The sequence below is a fragment of the Thermosulfuriphilus sp. genome (assembly GCF_054026695.1).
Genome location: NZ_JBPMLP010000023.1, coordinates 1 through 19,226 on the forward strand (window position 1 = coordinate 1; position 19,226 = coordinate 19,226).

The 19,226-nt window shown below is 52.2% G+C and carries 20 protein-coding genes; 6 read left to right on the top strand and 14 right to left on the bottom strand.

Annotated features, from left to right (window positions below; translation table 11 throughout):
- A partial coding sequence (locus ACXJJX_RS03445; RefSeq protein ID WP_456432068.1) for an HD-GYP domain-containing protein occupies positions 1-277 on the top strand: 277 nt, incomplete at its 5' end.
- Here the strand turns inward: ACXJJX_RS03445 and ACXJJX_RS03450 are convergent.
- From ACXJJX_RS03450 to ACXJJX_RS03490, 9 genes are all read right to left on the bottom strand, one after another.
- Positions 274-942, bottom strand: coding sequence for a DUF1614 domain-containing protein (locus tag ACXJJX_RS03450; RefSeq protein WP_456432069.1), 669 nt, complete (start codon positions 940-942; stop codon positions 274-276). The genes ACXJJX_RS03445 and ACXJJX_RS03450 overlap by 4 nt on opposite strands.
- On the bottom strand, positions 939-2,786 hold the full coding sequence (gene ftsH / locus ACXJJX_RS03455) for an ATP-dependent zinc metalloprotease FtsH (protein ID WP_456432116.1): 1,848 nt from the start codon (positions 2,784-2,786) through the stop codon (positions 939-941). The genes ACXJJX_RS03450 and ftsH overlap by 4 nt, the downstream gene beginning before the upstream one ends.
- A gap of 94 nt (positions 2,787-2,880) precedes the next feature.
- A complete protein-coding gene (locus ACXJJX_RS03460; protein ID WP_456432141.1) occupies positions 2,881-4,359 on the bottom strand; it encodes a DegQ family serine endoprotease in 1,479 nt (492 codons plus the stop codon).
- Positions 4,359-5,387: a sigma-70 family RNA polymerase sigma factor gene (locus ACXJJX_RS03465; protein WP_456432143.1), complete on the bottom strand. Its 1,029-nt coding sequence runs from the start codon at positions 5,385-5,387 to the stop codon at positions 4,359-4,361. The genes ACXJJX_RS03460 and ACXJJX_RS03465 overlap by 1 nt, the downstream gene beginning before the upstream one ends.
- Before the next feature lie 75 nt (positions 5,388-5,462).
- A complete protein-coding gene (locus ACXJJX_RS03470; protein ID WP_456432145.1) occupies positions 5,463-6,218 on the bottom strand; it encodes a ribonuclease H-like domain-containing protein in 756 nt (251 codons plus the stop codon).
- A gap of 2 nt (positions 6,219-6,220) precedes the next feature.
- Positions 6,221-6,625 carry an EamA family transporter gene (locus ACXJJX_RS03475; RefSeq protein WP_456432147.1) on the bottom strand — a complete coding sequence of 135 codons (405 nt, stop codon included), beginning with the start codon at positions 6,623-6,625 and terminating at the stop codon, positions 6,221-6,223.
- 18 nt (positions 6,626-6,643) lie between these two features.
- Positions 6,644-7,513, bottom strand: coding sequence for a peptidylprolyl isomerase (locus ACXJJX_RS03480; protein WP_456432149.1), 870 nt, complete (start codon positions 7,511-7,513; stop codon positions 6,644-6,646).
- Positions 7,514-7,590: 77 nt separating this feature from the next.
- Positions 7,591-8,388, bottom strand: a complete 798-nt coding sequence (locus ACXJJX_RS03485) for an LbetaH domain-containing protein (RefSeq protein WP_456432151.1) — start codon at positions 8,386-8,388, stop codon at positions 7,591-7,593.
- A 59-nt stretch (positions 8,389-8,447) separates the two neighbouring features.
- Entirely contained in the window at positions 8,448-9,320 is an 873-nt protein-coding gene (locus ACXJJX_RS03490) for a KaiC domain-containing protein (protein ID WP_456432153.1), read from the bottom strand.
- Between the two features lie 123 nt (positions 9,321-9,443).
- On the opposite strand from ACXJJX_RS03490, the gene ACXJJX_RS03495 reads away from it, so the two are divergent.
- A complete protein-coding gene (locus ACXJJX_RS03495; protein WP_456432155.1) occupies positions 9,444-11,720 on the top strand; it encodes a tetratricopeptide repeat protein in 2,277 nt (758 codons plus the stop codon).
- 4 nt (positions 11,721-11,724) lie between these two features.
- Positions 11,725-12,786, top strand: coding sequence for a dual-specificity RNA methyltransferase RlmN (gene rlmN / locus ACXJJX_RS03500; protein ID WP_456432157.1), 1,062 nt, complete (start codon positions 11,725-11,727; stop codon positions 12,784-12,786).
- Here rlmN and dnaB read toward each other — a convergent pair.
- The 4 genes from dnaB to rpsF are packed head-to-tail and all read right to left on the bottom strand — an operon-like array spanning position 12,783 to position 15,212.
- Positions 12,783-14,165: a replicative DNA helicase gene (dnaB, locus tag ACXJJX_RS03505; RefSeq protein ID WP_456432159.1), complete on the bottom strand. Its 1,383-nt coding sequence runs from the start codon at positions 14,163-14,165 to the stop codon at positions 12,783-12,785. The two genes, rlmN and dnaB, sit on opposite strands and share 4 nt — an antisense overlap.
- A 2-nt stretch (positions 14,166-14,167) precedes the next feature.
- Entirely contained in the window at positions 14,168-14,614 is a 447-nt protein-coding gene (gene rplI / locus ACXJJX_RS03510; protein ID WP_456432161.1) for a 50S ribosomal protein L9, read from the bottom strand.
- Positions 14,615-14,623: 9 nt separating this feature from the next.
- Complete coding sequence (gene rpsR, locus ACXJJX_RS03515) at positions 14,624-14,869, bottom strand: 30S ribosomal protein S18 (protein ID WP_456432163.1); 246 nt, start codon at positions 14,867-14,869, stop codon at positions 14,624-14,626.
- 16 nt (positions 14,870-14,885) lie between these two features.
- Entirely contained in the window at positions 14,886-15,212 is a 327-nt protein-coding gene (rpsF, locus tag ACXJJX_RS03520; RefSeq protein ID WP_456432165.1) for a 30S ribosomal protein S6, read from the bottom strand.
- Between the two features lie 201 nt (positions 15,213-15,413).
- On the opposite strand from rpsF, the gene pomA reads away from it, so the two are divergent.
- The 3 genes from pomA to ACXJJX_RS03535 are packed head-to-tail and all read left to right on the top strand — an operon-like array spanning position 15,414 to position 17,538.
- Complete coding sequence (gene pomA, locus ACXJJX_RS03525; RefSeq protein WP_456432167.1) at positions 15,414-16,169, top strand: flagellar motor protein PomA; 756 nt, start codon at positions 15,414-15,416, stop codon at positions 16,167-16,169.
- 10 nt (positions 16,170-16,179) lie between these two features.
- Positions 16,180-16,956 carry a flagellar motor protein MotB gene (locus ACXJJX_RS03530; protein WP_456432169.1) on the top strand — a complete coding sequence of 259 codons (777 nt, stop codon included), beginning with the start codon at positions 16,180-16,182 and terminating at the stop codon, positions 16,954-16,956.
- 9 nt (positions 16,957-16,965) lie between these two features.
- A complete protein-coding gene (locus tag ACXJJX_RS03535) occupies positions 16,966-17,538 on the top strand; it encodes a PilZ domain-containing protein (RefSeq protein WP_456432171.1) in 573 nt (190 codons plus the stop codon).
- Here the strand turns inward: ACXJJX_RS03535 and ACXJJX_RS03540 are convergent.
- Complete coding sequence (locus tag ACXJJX_RS03540) at positions 17,535-19,181, bottom strand: radical SAM protein (protein WP_456432173.1); 1,647 nt, start codon at positions 19,179-19,181, stop codon at positions 17,535-17,537. The two genes, ACXJJX_RS03535 and ACXJJX_RS03540, sit on opposite strands and share 4 nt — an antisense overlap.
- Positions 19,182-19,226: the final 45 nt, after the last annotated feature.

The window sequence follows — 19,226 nt, forward strand, 5'->3', positions numbered from 1 at the left end:
AGAAATAATCCTTTACCACCACGAAAAGATAGACGGAAGCGGCTATCCTCAAGGCCTTAAGGGAGAAGAAATACCGGTATATGTCCATCTGGTAACTTTGGCCGATATCTTTGACGCCATTACCTCTTGGCGTCCTTATAAGGGGCCCCGCCGGGCCCGTAAGGCCCTTGAGTGCATGTTTATTCACATGAAAGACCAGCTTAATCGCAAGCTTCTAAAAGCCTTTACCCAACAGATCGTCCTTGCTTCCCAGAGCCTCCACCAAACCTCGGCCTAGGCAATCAAAACGGCGATTATCCCTGTAAGGAAGATTCCGTCAAAGGTGCCCGCCCCTCCAATCGAGGCCACAGGAGCTCCCAGACGGGGAATGTCTTTGAGGTGAAGGATATCGGCCCCAATAAGGGTCCCCAGGGATCCCGCAGCATAGGCCACAGCTGCTGAGTGTTCCGGCGAAAGGACGAGCCCCACTAAGGCTGCCAGAAGCGGAGGGATAAAGACTGGAATACCAATGCCTAGGCCAGGGATGGGGCGTGCCAAGAAATAGACGACTCCGGCCACAAAGGCTCCTCCTAAGACAACCGGCCCAAAGATATCAAGCCTGAAGGTCACATAGAGGGAGAGAAAGACCGGGATAAGACACCCCCCTACATTCACTGCAATGATCGTTGTCCGCTCTTCAAGACGGGAAGGGATACGATAACGAATCCCAAAAAAGGAAATCTCTCCTGGAGGTTGAAAGCTCATAGTTTGAATTTTTTTGACCGGAACATTTATGTTTGATCCGATGAGAGAGAGAAAAAGATAGCCCCAGACCTGTCCAGGAGAGAGCCCCAACTTCTCAAAGGCAACGGTGATAATCCCCACGTGGATGACGGCAAAAAGAAAAAGAAGCAGAAAAAAGAAAAGGAGCAAAAAGACAAGGGCCAGCGGGCTAAAGATCATGGGGAATCTCCTTCCAGGAAGGCCTTGAGTTCCTCCCCTTCAAGGATTTCCCTCTCCAGAAGACGTTCAGCCATGGCTTCAAGGTTTTTTTTCTTCTTCTTAAGAATCTCCTGGGCCCGTTGGTAGCAGTGAAGGATTATGTTCTGGACTTCGGTATCGATCTCCCGGGCTGTAGCCTCACTGTAATGTTTAGTCTCTCCGGTAATTACGGACAAAAAAAGGGCCTGTCTTTCACGAAAGCTCTGGGGGCCTAACCGGTCGCTCATCCCATATTCCATAACCATAGAGCGGGCAATAGCTGTAGCCCTCTCCAGATCGTTTTGAGCCCCGGTTGAGGCCTCCTGGAAGATAAGCTCCTCGGCTGCCCGGCCCCCGAGGAGGACCGTCAGACGATCTAGAAGCTCTGACCGGGTCATCAGGTAACGATCTTCAGTAGGAAGTTGGAGAGTATAGCCCAAAGCGGCAATCCCTCTGGGAATGATGGAGACCCGATGGACCGGATCGGCATAGGGCACCGAGGCCGCCACTAGGGCATGTCCTGATTCATGATAGGCAATGATTTCCTTTTCCTTTCGGGTAATGTAACGGTTTTTCTTTTCTAGGCCGGCGATAACCCTATCTATGGCCTCTTCAAACTCCTCCATAGTCACCGCAGACTTTCCTCGTCTGGCGGCCAGGAGCGCGGCTTCATTGACAATATTGGCCAGATCGGCCCCGACCATTCCCGGAGTCCGGGCGGCAATAACCTTAAGGTCTACATCCGGAGCCAGTTTGACCCGTTTGGTATGGACCTTAAGAATGGCCTCTCGTCCCTTAAGATCAGGACGATCCACGACAATGTGCCGGTCAAAACGGCCTGGGCGCAAGAGGGCTGGATCCAAAATCTCCGGACGATTGGTAGCTGCCAGAATAATAACCCCTTTTTTGGTATCAAAGCCATCCATCTCTGTGAGCAGTTGGGTGAGAGTCTGTTCTCTTTCGTCAACGCCGGCCAAAGGAGAAACCCCTCGGGCCTTACCCAGGGCATCGATTTCATCGATAAAAATGATGCAGGGGGCCTTGGCCTCAGCAGTGGCAAAAAGATCCCGTACCCGGGCCGCTCCAACCCCCACAAACATCTCCACAAAAGAAGAGCCCGAAAGGGAGAGAAAGGGTACCTTGGCCTCTCCAGCCACGGCCTTGGCCAGAAGCGTCTTACCGGTCCCAGGGGGTCCGACCAGAAGAACCCCTTTAGGGATCTTGCCCCCGAGAGCAGTAAACTTCTGGGGATTCTTAAGAAAATCGATAACCTCTCGCAGCTCTTCGACTGCCTCATCTACCCCAGCCACATCAGAGAAGGTGACATTGATCTCATCTTCGATATAGATCTTGGCCTTGCTTTTCCCGATAGCGGTTAGTCCTCCTGGAGCACCACCTCCCAGCCTTTTCAGGAGATAGACCCAGATAACAAAAAACAACCCCAGAGGAATGACCCAGGAGAGAAGATTGGTCAACCAAGTCGTCTGCGGCCGGGCCTGATAGCGAATCCCCTTTTCGTCAAGCAGAGGAACCAACGTGGGATCATTCACCCTGACCGTCCGGAAGGAACTCAGGCGACCATTAACTGGAACTCCCCGGAGCTCAGAGAGGACCTTAGGGGCATCTTTGTCAAGGCGTCCCTCAATGAATTGTTGGGAAAGAACCAAATCGTTTACCAGACCCCGGCGGAGAAGTTCCTTGAATTCACTATAGGCCAGTATTTCCCGTTGGCTGTAAGGCAGAAGATAAAAGATCGTCAGGGCCAAGAAGATAAGACCTAACCAAAGCCAGGGGAAATAACGGCGCCAGTCCTTTTTAAAGTCCATTAAAGACTCCCTGCAGGCCCTTAAAAGGCCTTTTTCATTCTAAAATAGAAACTGGCGCCGAATGCAAGCCGATTTAGGGCCTCAAAAACCTTTTTTATTCAAGCCGCAGGAGTACATAGCGACTGTAGCCGTGATCCCGCACCAGAAGGAGAATTTGATTGGAACGGCCCGCCGAAAGGGCTTCCAAAAACTCCTTGAGGTTGTGGACCTTCTTACGATTGACCTCCTCGATAAGGTGACCGGGCCTGATCCCGGCCAAGGCCGCCGGAGAGCCGGGGAGCACCTCATCAACAACCACACCCTGGCCAGGTTTGTAGCCCAGCTCTTTGGCCAGATCTGGAGTAAGGTTGCGGACCGAAAAGCCCAACTTCTCCAAGAGTTCGTTCCGAGTAGGGAAACCAAACCTTTTAGGCTGCTCCCCGATGACCACCCGGAGTTTACGAAGGCGACCGTCTCGGATCACCGTAATAGTAGCTTTGGTTCCTGGTGAAGTCAGGGCTACTTGGTTGCGCAACTCAGCGACATTTTTTACCTTCCGGCCGTTAAAAGAAACGATGACATCCCCGGATTTAAGGCCAGCCTTGGCCGCCGGTGATTCCTTGGCCACCTCTGTTACCAGGGCCCCTTCCGGCTCCTTAAGGCCAAATGATCTGGCCAGATCCTCATTGAGATCCTGGATGACGATTCCCAACCAGCCTCTGGTGACCTTACCAGTCTTAATCAACTGATCCATGATGATCCGGGCCATGTTGGCCGGAATAGCAAATCCAATCCCCATATAACCACCACTGCGTGAAAAAATGGCCGTATTGATCCCAATAGCCTCGCCCTTGAGGTTGACTAAAGGTCCACCAGAGTTCCCGGGATTAATGGCTGCATCGGTCTGGATAAAATCCTCATAGTCCGTAATGCCGATTCCGCTTCGTCCCTTAGCGCTGACAATACCCACAGTGACCGTCTGGGTTAGACCAAAGGGATTGCCTATAGCCAGAACCCACTCTCCGACCTCGATCTTGTCCGAATCCCCTAAGGGTAAGATGGGAAGGTTGTCGGCATCTATTTTTATGACTGCAATGTCTGACTGAGGGTCAGTACCAACGACCTTGGCCCTGAACTGACGGCCGTCAGCCAATTTCACCGTGATTTTATCGGCCTTTCCCACTACGTGATTATTAGTGAGGATATAGCCATCGGGGCTGACGATAAAACCAGATCCGGCCCCCATCTGGCGAAATTTACGCGGAAAACGCTGCCCAAAGAATCTCTCAAAGAAGTCTGGGCCAAAAAAGTGAAAGGGGTCCTCAAAGGGAAAAGGCTCCGGGCCAAAAGCCGGCCCCCTCTGTTCGACTATCCTCTCCACCTGCACAAAAACCACCGCCGGTGCTGCCTTATGAACTACCGCAGCAAAGGCCCGAGAGATCTGTTGCAGGACTTGAATATCCCGAGATTGGGCCTCAATCTTTGGTGGGGTAACGGCTAAGTTAAGGGCCTGGACCGATGGAGGCTCAAAAGAGAGCATCAACCCCAGGATCAAAATCAGAGAAAAAATTCTTTTTGCGGCCCGTACATTCATCAATCTCCTCCTTCCTCTTCTGCTTGGGGCCTTCCAGCTAGCCAGCGGGTTTTAAGATGACCTCTGACCTCTTCTATCCAACGAGCGATCTCTTCTTTGCTGACCCCAATTATCTTAGCCACTTCCATGATATCGTAACCATCGATTACGTGCCAGACAAAAGCCTGTCTTTTCTCCTCTGGAAGATGAGAGAGCTCCCGCATGATTAGATTGGTCAATTCCTCGGCACTTAAGACCTCCTCTGGCTCCACCGCCACATCTGAGGGCAAGACATCTTCCCAACGCAGAAGCTCGGGTTCATAATAGGGGCTGTCGAGGTCTTCCTGGAGCCGGAAGCGAACGTCATCAAGGGGGAGTTCCTCTTCAATAGATATCCGTTCGCCTCGATATTTGGCCACTTCTTGACGGAGAATCTCTATCATCTTTTGATGAAGAACTAACGGAAGGGAGGAAGTGGCCACCAAATCATCGTAATGTTCATAGGCCCAGAGGATAACTTCGTCGACAATGTCCGCCGGATCAATAGCTCCTGGAGGAAGATCACCAGTGAGCTGATAAAAGATGATCTCCCGGCGAGCAATTCGATAAAGATTACGTAAGATGGGCTTTAGCCTGTCATCAAAGCGCTCCTTGAGGCCAGCCTGACGATCAGCAGCCAAGTCAGCAAAGGCAGCAGATAACTCTTGGTAATAACGGTTCTTACGCTTATAGACGGCCTCCCCCCTTATCCGGGCCGCAGCCTCAGCATATTCTCTCTCCAGACGCTCCCGGGCCACCTTAAAGGCGCTTTTAAGTCTTTTGTGTTCGCCTCGAGCACTAAGAACCCCCCAGGGCAACGAAAGGGTCAAGTGAACATAATAGGTCTTTTTTTTCTCCAGGCCTTCAACTACCACCCGAAGGAGTTTGAGATCAGGATTAATGTGTCTAGTAAGTCTCTCAAAGCGTTCCCAGATCTTTTCAAGATATCTACGAGCAGACTCTCTGTCCGCTGGACTTATCTCCCGATAGACCTCCTGGACCTTTAACATCGCTGGACCTCCTCTTGAAATTTTGAACCACCAGAAGGGATTACTTGATTTACAAAGCAGGAACCCGAGCCAACCCTAAGGCTGGCCCCCCAAGGTGTCAAGCTTCTGACAAAGTCCCTCCCAGGCCAGGTGGGTCAAATAGGCCAAATTGACCACATCGGCCCGATTATATTCGATGAGGGTCTCAAGGGCCCCCTCCTTTCCCCTCTGGGCCTGATACCAGAGTCTGATGGCCTCAAGGCCAGAGAGATCGGAAATATCCGCAGGCCGGCAAATACCAAGCTCACGTTCAATCCTTTTCAGACCTCCCTTAAGGCCTAAGCGCCTGAAGAGAAAACTGAGATCATGATGGAGGGGAGGAAGACAAAGACTAGGGAAATGGGCCTTTAAAAAGGGGAGATCAAAGCGGCTCCCTCCAAAGGTAACCACCTGGGCATAGCTAGGAAGAATATCAAGGATTTCTTCCAGATCTTGGCCTTGGATCAGGGCCCGATAACTACGGCCATCATAGAGGCCAATTACGGTAATAATATTCCGATGGGGAGAAAGGCCCGTGGTCTCTATATCGAGATAGACCGTAGAGGTCCCGAAATGAGGAATAAGACGCCAGAGATGAGGGCGAGGAAGACTCTGGGCCCAGAAGACCGGATCCCGGGCCCGATCAAGGCTACGATAAATAAAGGCCCTGTAGAGGGCCATCTCCGCTCGAGAGAAGCCGACAAGCTTTCCTTCTGCCAGAAAATCGGCCCAAGACTGCACTCCCTGGGCCCAGATAGCCTTCTCCCGGGCCTCTCCTATTCCGGGCAGGTGGACAAAGGTGCGGAAAAGCATTCCTAAAAGCCTAAAAGGGCCCCGGCTAAAACTGCCAGAAAGATGCCCAGCCAATGTCGAAGACGAAGTTCCTCACCCAAAAAAATGACGGCCAAGACGACCGTCACCAGGGGATAGAGGGCCGAAAGGGGAACGACTAAAGAGGCCTTATTCCCCTGAAGAGCCTTGATGAAGAAAAAAGTCCCTAGGTTTCCCAGCACCCCGGCCCCAAAGGCCAGGGGCATCGCCCCCCAGGAAGAGATCTTGAGGCCGGCCGAAACAAAGAGGACCCCAGCCACTAAAAGCCCCCCCAGGCTACTCAGGAAAAGAACCGCCCCATGATGAAGGTTCCCTACCGCCAACTTGTAGAAAAATCCCCACACACCCCAGAGAAAAAGGGTTAGGAGGCAATAAAGGAGCCAGTCCATAAGAGTATCAATTTAAACTTACTGAATATTAAGGCTCACCGGATACTTCTTCTTGAGATTATCCAGATACTTCTCCAGGACTCTCTCCCTCTTGGCCTCAAGGGCCCTATCCCTCACCTGCTTCTTGACCTTTTCGTAAGAGGGAATCTCTGCCGGTCGGCGTTCTTCAACCTTAATAATATGGTAACCAAAGGGGCTTTCCACCACCCCGGAGACTTGGCCGACCTTAAGAGCAAAGGCTGCCTTCTCAAAAGGTTCGATCATCTCTCCCCGACTGAAGAATCCCAAATCACCACCCTTGGCTCGACTTCCAGGATCATCGGAATATTGCTTGGCCAAAGCGGCAAAATCCTCTCCGGCCTTAACTCGAGCCAGGATCTCCTCGGCCTCCCTCCGAGCCTGATCCTTCAAAGATTGGTCATTGGGATCCTTAATAGCGATAAGGATATGGCGGGCCCGGACCATTTCTGGCTGGCCAAAGGCCGTTTTGTTCTCCTGATAGTATCTTTTGGCCTCCGCCTCATCCAGCTTGACCTTATCCAGGACTTCTCGCCTGATAAGTTCCTGGGCCAAGATGGCTGAACGGGCCTGCTCAATACGGGCCCTGATCAAGGGATCTCTCTCCAGGCCTGTCTTCTGGGCCTCAAGGGAAAGAAGCGAGATCTCTACCCAACGATTGACAAGCTCTTTTTTAAGCTCCGGCTGATGGGCCAAAAGAACCTGGACCTGAGCGGGCATTTCGGCCACCTGGGCCTCAAGAGCGGATTCCGTAAGTTCATAAGGCCCCACTTTAGCCAGGACCTTATCTCCTTCTTTCTCCTTTGCCTGAACTGAGCCCAATAATAAAAGGGTCAAAAGGGGGAGGATAAAAAAAGCTCTTTTACACATAAAAAACGACCTCCTTCTTTCTCTCTTCAAGTTTTTAACATGAAAGGCTGGCTCCGTCTTCCTCGGTAAGATTTTTATCAAAGTCGGAGGAAAGACTTCGGAGGATAAAGACCGCTTTTTACGACAACACCGGGCAGCACCAGGGAACCTGGACCCAGGAAGACGCCTGGATTGGTTACTGAATTGCAACCTGTTTGAGAGGCATCTCCCAGGATGGCCCCCAGCTTTCGGCAACCGGTGTCGAAGGGCTCTCCCTGATAGACAACTTTGACCGTACTGGGGCGCATCTTCAGGTTGGCCAGCTTTGTTCCAGCCCCCAGGTTGACACCCAGCCCCAGGATACTGTCACCAATATAGGCAAAATGGCCAGCTTTGGCCCCAGAGAGCATTACCGAATGTTTGATCTCGGTGGTATGGCCGACAACGCATTCTTCTCCGACGAGGCAGTCCCCCCGAATATAGGCCCCCTGCCGAACCTCACTACGGGCCCCGATAATGGTCGGACCTTTAATGAGGGCCCCAGGCTCCACAATAACGCCAGGGCCAAGTTCCACTTGATCATTCCAGAAGACAGCTCCGGCCATTATCAAACCAGCCTGAGGAAGTGGCTCCCCGCCTTTAAATATTTTGAGCCCGGCACCCGAGGCCCTGACTTCAAAATCTGTCTCCAAGGGTCGAAGCTCTCCTTCATAGATGATAAAAGGCTTCCCGAGAGGCTCCCCTAAAGGGAAACCTGGAGGGATATTCGGACGTATAGCCTCCCGGATAAAAGCCTTAAGCCGAGAAAGAACCTCCCAGACGTAATCTATCCCCTCAAAGAGGGGAAGATAGCGACCCAGGGCATCAAGGTCAAAATAGGCTTTAGGTTTAAGCAAAGGGACCCCCATTAGTAAGTTTTTTCACCGTTAGCAAAAGCAACCCCAGATATCAACCTTTAGCGCTTCTGTCTGGAAGCAACCACAGGTGGGCCGACCCTTACCAGGCCTTCGGTAGAGATCTCCAAGAGATGGACCTTGGTGTCATGACCACACAGCCGACAGCCATCAATCCGAAAAAGTCGGATGATATCCCCCAGATCCCGTCCCCAGGCCTGAGCCGCCCTTTCTGAGAGAAGAAGCTCCTTTGAAAGGACCATAGTACAATCCACAATATGTCCCACAGCGTACCCCCCGGCGGCCTCTGCCGAGAACTCCTCATGACCGCTTCTTTTCTGAGAAACAAAGATCGCCGTCTGGTACCACTTTTTGCAAAAGGTATAAAGGGACCGCACAATGGACCGAGCCAGCATCTCTCGGGCCTCATAGAGACCGGTCACCGAGTCAATAACCGTCCTTTTTACCTTATAGCTTCGATAGATATAAGCCAGGGTGTCAAGGAGGCTGGGAAGATCCTCCCTTAATCGGCTGTGGCTGGCAACATCAAGAAGAATAATGCGCCCTTCAAGTTCAGAGAAATCAAGCCCCATGGCCCGAGCCCGAGTCTCAAGACCAACAGAGACAAATGGAGCTGGAGTCTCTACTGTCACCAAACAACTCCGTTGGCCTTCAGCGGCCTGGCGGAGAACAAACTGTTCGGCCATGAGACTCTTTCCGGTATCAGGGACACCGGTAATATTGACTACCGCTCCCAGGGGAATCCCCCCTAAAGGGCGCTGCCTAGGCCTTCCGGATTGGAACTCCACGGTGAAGAAGAGTTCATCTAAGCCCTCGACCCCTGTGGCCACTCCTTCGAGACGAGGGGCCCTCTGCCTGGCCTCTCCTAAACTTAAGACCGCCTCTCCGACCACCTGCGGTTCCCTGGCCTCCATAGGTCCCTCCGGTGAGGAGTCTTTTTGAAGAAAAAATAAACTTCTTTGGAAGACCTTTCCAATTTCCGAGACTTAATGCTAAATTGTCGGAAAAATTCTTAATCCAAGAGAGGATGTAACAAAATGGTCCCGAGATTAAAGACCAAATGGCCTCTAGCCATAGTTTTCCTTATTGCCTTTATGGTTGGCTGCTCCTCCCCTGAGGAAAAGCTCAACAAGCACTACCAGAAAGGAGTTGCCTATGCCAAGGAAGGGCGTCTGAGGGAAGCGGCCATTGAGTTCCGCAACGTCCTTCAGATAAATCCCAAGCATCCTCAGGCCCATTTTGAACTAGCCAAGATCTATCTCCAGGTCGGGGAACCGGCCAAGGCTTTGTCTGAATTTCGCAAAACGGTAGATGTGGATCCAGAGAACCTCGAGGCCCGTATCAGGCTGGCTGAACTCCTTTTGGCCGCCAGAAAGTACAAAGAAGCCTTGATAGAGGCCAAGACCATCCTCCGAAAGGACCCCCAGAGGCTTGAGGCGGTGATGGTTGCCGCCGGAGCACATCTAGGACTAAGGGAGCCAAATGAGGCCCTAATGGTCCTCAAAAGTCTCCAGCAAGAACCAGACAAGGCCGGCTATTTCATCCTTTTGGCCTCAGCCTATAAACTAAAGGGAGACAGCCAGAAGGCCGAGGCCTTCTTCAAGAAGGCAATAGAAGTAGACCCAGAAAATATCCGAGCCCGCCAGGCCCTGGTGGCCTATTATCTTTCGGAACGCCGTCTTGATGAGGCCGAAGCCGTCCTCCGCGATTTGGCTCAAACCCATAATGATCGTTTTGCCTTTACCAATGATCTAGCCACCTTTTATCTCATGCGTGGTCAACTCAAAAGGGCCCTTGATCTCCTTCATTCTTACGCCAAGGCCCACCCCGAGGACACAAAGCCTCTCGTCCGCCTGGCAGACATCTATAACAAGATCGGCCAACAGGAAAAGGCCGTCGGAGCTCTCCAGAAAGCTTTGAAGATCAAGCCAGACTCCCTGGATCTCAAGGCCAGGCTGGCCTACGTCAACTATGATGCCAAGAAGTTCACCGAGGCCAAGGATCTGACCGACGAGGTCCTCTCTCAGGACTCCGGTAATTTATTGGCCAGACTTGTACGCGCCAAGCTCCTCCTAAAAGAAGGCCAAGCCGACTCGGCCTTAGAGGATCTGGATTTTGTCATCAGAAACCAGCCCCGTCTGGCCGAGGCTTACTATTTCAAGGCCCTAGCCCATTTTAGCAAAGGGGAACTTTCCTCTGCCGAGGGGGCCCTTCGTAAGGCCATTGAGATCAATCCCCGCTATGCCATGGCCCACCTGATGCTCGCCGATGTTCTCTTACGCAAACGCAATCTAGATGAAGCCCAGAAGGAGGCCCAGGCAGTCCTTAGGCTCCGCCCCAATCATCCCCAGGCCATGCTTATCTTGGCCAGGGTGGCCATGCTCAAAAGAGACCCGGCCCAGGCGGAAAACTATCTCAAAAAGGCTATCAGCGTTCAGCCCCAGGATCCCCGCTTACACTTCCAGCTGGGGCTTCTTTATCGGCTGAAGAAAAAATATGATCTGGCCCTAAAGGAGTTTGAGGCCACCCTTTCGGCCAACCCCGAGGCCTATTCAGCCCTAGCCCAGATTGTGGCCATTTACAGCCTTAAGGGCTCCATAGATAAGGCCTTTGAGCGTTGCCAAAGTCAGCTTGAAAGGGTCAAGAACAAGGCTCCTGTTTATGCCATAATGGGTCAGATCATGCTTGGGCAGAAGAAGATAGAAGAGGCCAAAAACTACTATCAAAAGGCCCTTGAACTCAACTCCAATCTCCTTGGGCCTTACGTCATGTTGGCCTCCATTTATCAGGCCCAGGGGCAGATAGACAAGGCCATCGCTGAATACCAGAAAATTCTTGAAAAAAACGAAAAGTTCTACCCAGCCCGAATGGCCTTAGCCGTCCTTTACGAGATAAAGGGAGAGTGGCCTTTAGCAGAGAAGGAATATCGAAGAATTCTCGAACAGAATCCCAAGTTTGTCCCGGCCATCAACAACTTGGCCTGGATATTGGCCGAAAAAAAGGGAGACTTGGAAGAGTCTTTCATTTACGCCCAGAAGGCCAAGGAGCTTGCTCCCCAAGATCCTAGAATCCTGGACACCTTTGGCTGGATAATGGCCAAGCGTGGCTCCTATACCCTGGCTCTATCAACCATTGAAGAGGCCTTGAAGAAGGCCCCTGATCACCCTACTATCCGTTATCATTTGGCCTGGATCCTAGCTAAAACAGGCAAAACCCAAGAAGCTATCAAGGAATTAAAGGCTGCATTAGCCACCAAGCGTCCTTTTCCAGAAAGGGCCGCTGCTCAGGAGCTCCTTAAATCTCTGGGGGGCTGATCCGATGGTAAACTTACGGGATCTAAGCCTTGAGGAACTTGGCCAGTACCTGGCCCGGCATTCCCAGCCAGCCTACCGGGCCCGGCAACTGTTTCGTTGGCTGGCCCGGCCAGTAATCTCCTTTGAGGAGATGACGGATCTGCCCAAGCCCCTGAGGCAAAAGCTGGCTCGGGAGGCCACGGTCAACCTGCCAAAGACTGTCTCCGTCCAAGAGGCCAGCGATGGAACCACCAAGCTGGCTCTCAAGCTCTCCGATGGGGCCCTTATCGAAACGGTCATCATCCCCGAAAGGGACCACTACACCCTTTGTCTCTCCAGCCAGGTTGGCTGCGCTATGGGTTGTGCCTTTTGCCTCACCGCCCGAATGGGCTTCAGGAGAAACCTTTCTCCCTCGGAGATCACCGGCCAAATCCTGGTGGCCAGGGCCTACTTAGGCTCTAAGGCCCGGAGGCTGACCAATCTCGTCTTCATGGGTATGGGAGAACCGCTGGCCAACTATCAGGCCACGATCAAGGCCATCAAAAACATCCTTCATCCCCTGGGTTTTGGCTTCTCCAAAAGGAAAGTCACTCTTTCAACCTCAGGCCTTATCCCTCAGCTCAAGAGCCTTATGAAGGAGATAACCATAAAGCTGGCCATCTCCCTCCACGCCCCAGATGATGAGACTCGTTCTCGTCTAATGCCTATCAACCAGACTTTTCCCTTAAAGGATTTGCTTTCCGCCTGCCGAAGACTTTCCCTTCCTCGAGGCTGGCGGATCACCTTTGAGTACATCCTTCTTGATGGTCTGAATGACTCCCCGGAAGCTGCCCGAAGGTTGGCCCGTATCCTGCGGGGGATCCCAGCCAAGATAAATCTTATTCCCTTCAATGCTGCTCCGGATCTGCCTTTCAGGCGTCCACCTGAAGGCATCATTCGGACCTTCCAGGAGGAGCTCCTTAGGGCTGGCTATACAGCCATTGTCCGCAAGAGTAAGGGGGAAGAGATCTCAGCCGCCTGTGGTCAGCTCTACGCCAAGGTCATCTCCGAGACTAAGTCCTTTCTAGAGGCTTCACTGACAAGTTAAACTGAAAGGGGATTGCTAACCACTTTTTCGGCCTGGGAAGCCAGGTTTCCAAAGGAAGAAAACTGTTTAAGAAAGGCCAAGCGGAATTCCCCAGTAGGACCGTTACGCTGTTTGCCGATAATAATCTCTGCAGTTCCCTTCTCAGGGCTCTCTTTATTGTAGACCTCATCTCGATAGATGAAGACGATAACATCGGCATCCTGCTCAATGGCCCCAGATTCTCTGAGGTCAGCCAGCTGGGGGCGTTTATCCGGACGTTCTTCCACCTTCCGGTTTAGCTGAGAGAGGGCCACCACCGGAACATTTAGTTCTTTAGCCATGGCCTTTAAAGAACGAGAAATCTCCGAGATTTCTTGCTCTCGGCGGTCTTTTTGCTCCCGGCCCCGCATGAGCTGAAGATAGTCAATAATTATCAGCCCCAGACCATGTTCAGACTTAAGGCGTCGGGCCTTGGCCCGCATTTCAAGGACACTTATCCCTGGAGTGTCGTCAATGAAGATGGCCGCCCGTGAAAGCTTCCCAGCCGCCTTGGTCAGGCGGTCCCAATCCCGATCGGAGAGGAAACCTGTCCGCACCTTATGGGCATCCACCCGGGCCTCGGCACAGAGCATTCTTAAAGCCAACTGCTCTTTAGACATCTCCAGGGAGAAGATGGCCGTGGGGATTTCAGCCTCCAAAGAGGCATATTGGGCAATATTTAAGGCAAAGGAAGTCTTCCCCATACTGGGGCGCCCGGCAATGATAATCAGATCAGAGGGCTGAAGACCTGCCGTCAGACGATCAAAGTCATGGAATCCCGTGGGGACTCCGGTAATTAGCTCCTTGCGCTCATAGAGGCGCTCAATATGACGAACACTGTCATTTATGACCCGATTAAGGGGGTAAAAGGCCTGTTTGATCCGGGCCTGAGAGACCTCAAAAATGGCCTGTTCAGCAGCCTCAAGGATGTCGTCAACGCTTCCGGCCTCTTCATAGCAGGAAGCGGCTATCTCGGTCGTCTTACGGATGATTTCCCTTAAGACTGCCTTTTCCCGGACAATTCGGGCATAATGGACGATATTGGCCGCAGTGGGAACAATGGCGGCTAGCTCAGCCAGATAGGCTGGCCCACCGATTTCCTCAAGCTGGGCCCTGTCCTTGAGGGCATTGTGGACGGTAACTAAGTCAATGGGCTCGCCCCGTTCAAAAAGATCGAGCATGGTGGCGAAGATCTTGGCATGAGCCTCACGGTAGAAATCCTCCGGCTTCAGGATCTCCACCACCTTAAGCAGGGCATTGTTTTCGATCAGGATACTGCCCAGAACACACTGCTCAGCCTCTATATTTTGAGGTGGCAGACGATGAAAAAGGCTACTTTCCTTCCCTTTTGCCCGAGGCACAGCTATTCCTGAGCCACAACGGCAACCTTAATATTGACCACGGTGGCCCCACCCAACTTAATGGGAACCTCATATTCCCCAAGACGCTTGATCGGAGCTGGAAGGAGTATCTGACGCCGGGAGATTTCGATACCTTGTTCTTTGAGGGCGTTGAGAATCTCTTGGGCCGAAACAGATCCGTAGAGCCGATCCTCCTCGGCCACCCTCTGGGCAATGGTCAAAGTGAGGCCTTCAAGGCGTTCGGCCAGACTGGCCAACTTTTTACGCTCCCTTTCAGCCTTGGCCAGGATAATCTGACGCTCCTTCTCCAGGGCCGCCAGATTCTTCCGGTTGGCCACAATTGCCTTGCCCTTGGGAAGGAGATAGTTGCGGGCATAACCGTCAGCCACCCTGACGATATCTCCAGGCTGGCCGAGATTGGGAATGGTCTCTCTCAGGATAACTTCCATAATAACCCCCTAAACCTCTTCCAAAGTAGCCACAAACGGCAAAAGAGCCATTATCCGAGCTCTTTTGATGGCTGTGGTCAGCTGGCGTTGATGTTTGGCACAATTGCCCGTAATCCGCCGGGGAACAATCTTTCCCCTTTCAGTAATGAAGATCTTGAGGGTCTCTGGGTCCTTATAATCTATCTTTAGATTGCTATCGGCACAAAAACGACAGACTTTCCGTCGCGGATAAAACCTTCTTTTTCTGGTCTGCATTCCAAACTACCTCCTCTTAAGCCGCTTCTGCCCCGGCTTCGGGGGCAAATTTATCATCAAGCTTGACGATTACAAAACGAACCACCCGTTCATCTATGCGCATAAAGGCCTCCAGCGAGCGCGGCAGCTCCGGAGGACCCCCAAATTCTGTAAGCACATAGAAGCCCTGACGCTTCTTCTGGATAGGATAGGCCAACTTCTTAAGACCCCATTCCTCGATCTTGATGACCTGTCCTCCCGAAGATTCCACAATCTCCTTCAGACGGGAGAAGACCTGATCCTTTTCATCTACGCGGTCAGGATGGATGATGAAGAGGGATTCGTAACGGCGTAAATCGGGCATCTCAAACCTCCTTCTGGTCTTTTGGCCCCCTATCAGGGGCAAGGAGGCCCTTGCTAGAAGAGCCAAATTTTACCGGCTCTTTTAATGTCTTTTGCCGCCTCCGTCAACAGCCCTTCCCCTCCTCCATAGGCCTAAGGTTTTTCCTTTTCTGGCCGATTATTACAAAAGCAGGAGAGTCAGGACTAATTACGGGAGCAGTAGATGGATCTCGGAACGGTAGTTGGTCTGGTACTGGGCGTCATCCTTCTCTTTGGGGCCATTCTGGCTGGGGGATCCCTGGGGGTCTTCATTAATATCCCCTCAATCCTTATCGTCGTCGGGGGAACGCTGGCCGCTTCTTTTATCCGTTTCTCCTTGGCAGATGTCCTAGGGGCCATGAAGGTGGCCATGAACGCCTTTTTCAAAAAGATTGAAAATCCGGAGGATATCATCAAAGAGTTGGTCACCCTTTCAAACATTGCTCGGCGTGAGGGACTTCTTAAACTGGAAAAACAGCCTATCAAAAACCCTTTCCTCAAAAAGGCCATTATGTACTGCGTAGATGGCCACGAGGCAGATTTTATTGAAGAGGTCTTGGGCCAGGAAATAAGCCTTACGGCTCAACGCCATGAGATAGGCCAGAACCTATTTAAGGCCATGGGTGACGCCTCACCGGCTTTCGGGATGATTGGAACCCTGATTGGTCTCGTCCAGATGCTCTCCAACATGAGTGATCCTAAATCCATTGGACCGGCCATGGCTGTCGCCCTGCTGACCACCCTCTATGGAGCGGTTATGGCTAACCTGGTCTTTCTGCCCATCGCCGACAAGCTGGCCCTGCGTTCTCAAGAAGAACAACTCATCAAACGCCTGATCGTCGAAGGAGTCCTAGGCCTCCAGAAGGGGCTAAATCCCAGGGTACTTGAAGAACTTCTGATGACTTTCCTGCCCCCTAAAAAGAGAACCTCTGGCGAGTAAGGATCATCCTATGGGGAAGAAGGGACAGTCCGAAGAGAAGAAGAAGTGCCCTAGCGGGGCCCCGATGTGGATGACCACCTTCTCCGACCTGATGTCCCTTCTTCTCTGCTTCTTCGTCCTTCTTCTTTCCTTCTCAGAGATGGATGTGGCTCGATTTAAGGAGGTAGCTGGCTCTCTCAAGGATGCCTTTGGAGTTCAGCGTCAGGAGATCATCTACGATATTCCCAAAGGCCTAGACATAGTATCCAAGGAGTTTACCCCCCATTTTACCGTTGACGAGCTACTGGAGAGGGTGAGGAGCGCTATAAAACTGGAGCTCATAAAGGGAGAAATAGAGATCGAGGCCCTTGAAGATCGGGTCATCCTGCGTCTTAAAGACGAGATTCTCTTTGGCCCCGGGAGTGCCCGCCTCAGGCCAGAAGCCCGCCCAGTACTTATCAAACTGGCCCAGGCCTTGGCCGGCTTTGACGGCGAGGTCCTCGTAGCCGGCCACACCGACAATATTCCTCCCCGGCCTGGGAGTCGTTGGCGCTCCAATTGGCAACTTTCCGCTGTCCGAGCCACCAATGTCCTTGAGTTTCTTCTGGCCCAGCAGACCATTGCCCCCTATCAAACCGCCGCCATCGGCTACGGAGACTCACGACCTCTTTATCCCAACGATACCCCGGAACACCGGGCGGCCAATCGCCGGGTAGAGATCATCCTTATCCAGAAAGGGAGCCCTACGAACCTTGAGCCCAGAGAGGTATTCTCCGGAGCTCTTGATCAGGGCCCCCTTCCACGGTAGGAGGAGTCCATGAGTGAAGAAAGAAGAGAATATGTTCGGATCAACGACCGCATCCTTTTAAAATACCGCCCGATAAGCCCGGAAGAATTCACCCAGCGGATCAAGGAATACGAAGAGGGTCTCCAGCAACCCTGGCCCTGGGCCTTTTCCCACCCCCAACTGACCAGAGCTGTCGATCAGGCCTTAAGACGCCTGCGCGAAAAAGACAAGGATCTTGCCCAGGTCTTTTCCCTTCTCAACAAAAAGCTGGATCTCCTTCTGGCCCGGATAGAAAAGGAAGAAATCGAAAAAAACTACCAGAACTATCCGGTCAACATAAGCGCCGCCGGCCTCTGCCTGGCCCTAAATGAAGAGTTCCCCCCGGGCCAGATACTGGAGCTTGAAATCGGACTCCTTCCGGCCATGTATTTCTTCCGCTGTTTCGGCGAGGTCGTTCGGGGAGAATGTGATGGAGACCTAAGCCGTCTGGGAATAAAGTTTATTTGGATGACAGAGGAAGATCGAGAACGACTTATCGAGCATATCTTTGAGCGTCAGGTGATGACCTTAAGGCTAAAAAGACAACAACGTGAGAGGCCTTAAGTAGAACAGGCCCCACACAACCGACATCGCCCCAGCCGACACACCGGCCCTGACCGCCCATAAAGGGCCCGCTGATATTCCTGCCAGAGAAAATCTCGACTTACTTTAAGATCGATAATCTCCCAGGGGAAAAGCTCGTCTTTATCTCTTTGCCTTTCTGCATAAAAGGCCGGATTCACGTTCACCCTTCGATAAGCACTTCTTAGATCCCCTCCCTTGATGAGGGCCAGAAGAAGTTGGGAGACTCGTCGATCCCCTCGGGCAAGAACGGCTTGAAGCCGGGCCCACTTGGGAAGATCAGAGGTGAGAGAGAGGTTGGGCTCCCGCTTTAAGGCCAGCTTAAGCCATAAAAGGCGCTGTTTGAGGAGCTCCTCACCGGCAAACCCCACCCACTGAAATGGAGTCCAGGGTTTGGGGATAAAACAGTTAATACTTAGACGAAGATCAACTAGGTGGCCTCTTCCCCGACCTATCTTTAGAAGCCGGTGGCGAATCTTACGGACAAGTTCGACTATGGATCGAAGGTCTTCCTCTTCTTCGGTGGGCAGCCCGATCATAAAATAGAGCTTAAGGTGCCTGATCCCGGCTTCAGCTAACCTTTCGGCAGCCTCAAGGATAATCTCTTGGGAGAGATTTTTGTTGATCACCCTCCTTAGCCTTTCACTCCCGGCCTCAGGGGCAATAGTCGCCGTCCGGACAAAAGTGGCCTTTAGGAGCTCAAGAAATCCCTCGGTCAAGGCATCGGCCCGAAGGGAGGAAAAGGACAAAGATACCCCTTGGGTCAGAAGATGGCGACAGATTTCCTCTACCTCTTGGCGATCGGCAAATTCCAGGCCAATGAGCCCAACCCGACCACTGGTTCTCTCTTCAAGGGCCCGCTTCAGGGCCTCAAGGGGATAGGGACGAGGAGGACGATAAAGATAGCCTGCGGCACAAAAACGACACCCCCGACCACAGCCCCGACCCACCTCAAGAAGAAAGGTCTCCGAGAATTCAGTCCGATCGGAGATAATCAGCGAGTGAGGGGCCTTTGTCGGAGGGTAGGGAGCCATGGCCCGGACAATACGCCCAGGGCCCCCTTTAAGTGAGCGCATCTCTTTGAGCCTTCCGTCTGGGAGATAAACCGGTTCATAGTCTGAGGGATCGTAAAGGCAAGCAAGACGCTCCTTGAGAAGGACCAAGATCTCCTCACCATCACCCTTATAGCCTTCGATAAAAGAGGCTACCAGCTCCTGACCAAAGGCCTCGATCTCACCGATAAGAAAACCATCGATAAAGTCGGCCAAGGGCTCAGGATTCATGAAAACAGCTACCCCTCCAGCCAGGACCAAGGGATTTTTAGCCCTCTGGTTCGCCAAAAGCGGAATATCTGAGGCCGCCAGGATTCTCAAAACATTGATGTAATCCTGCTCAAAGGAGACAGAGAAAAGGATTACTGGAAAGTCCTTAAGGGGACGATTCGACTCCAGCGAACGGATTTCCTGGCCATCTTCTGGAAAGAAGACTCGCTCACAGACTATTTCATCAAAGCTATTAAGGAATCCATAGACCACCTGGAATCCAAGATTGGACATCCCCAGATAGTAAGTATTGGGGAAGACCAGGGCTACCGGGAAACGTCCCCGCCAGCGCTTACGAATCATTCCGAGTTCCCTCATTAGAGAAATTATCCCAGAGAAAGGTCTTTT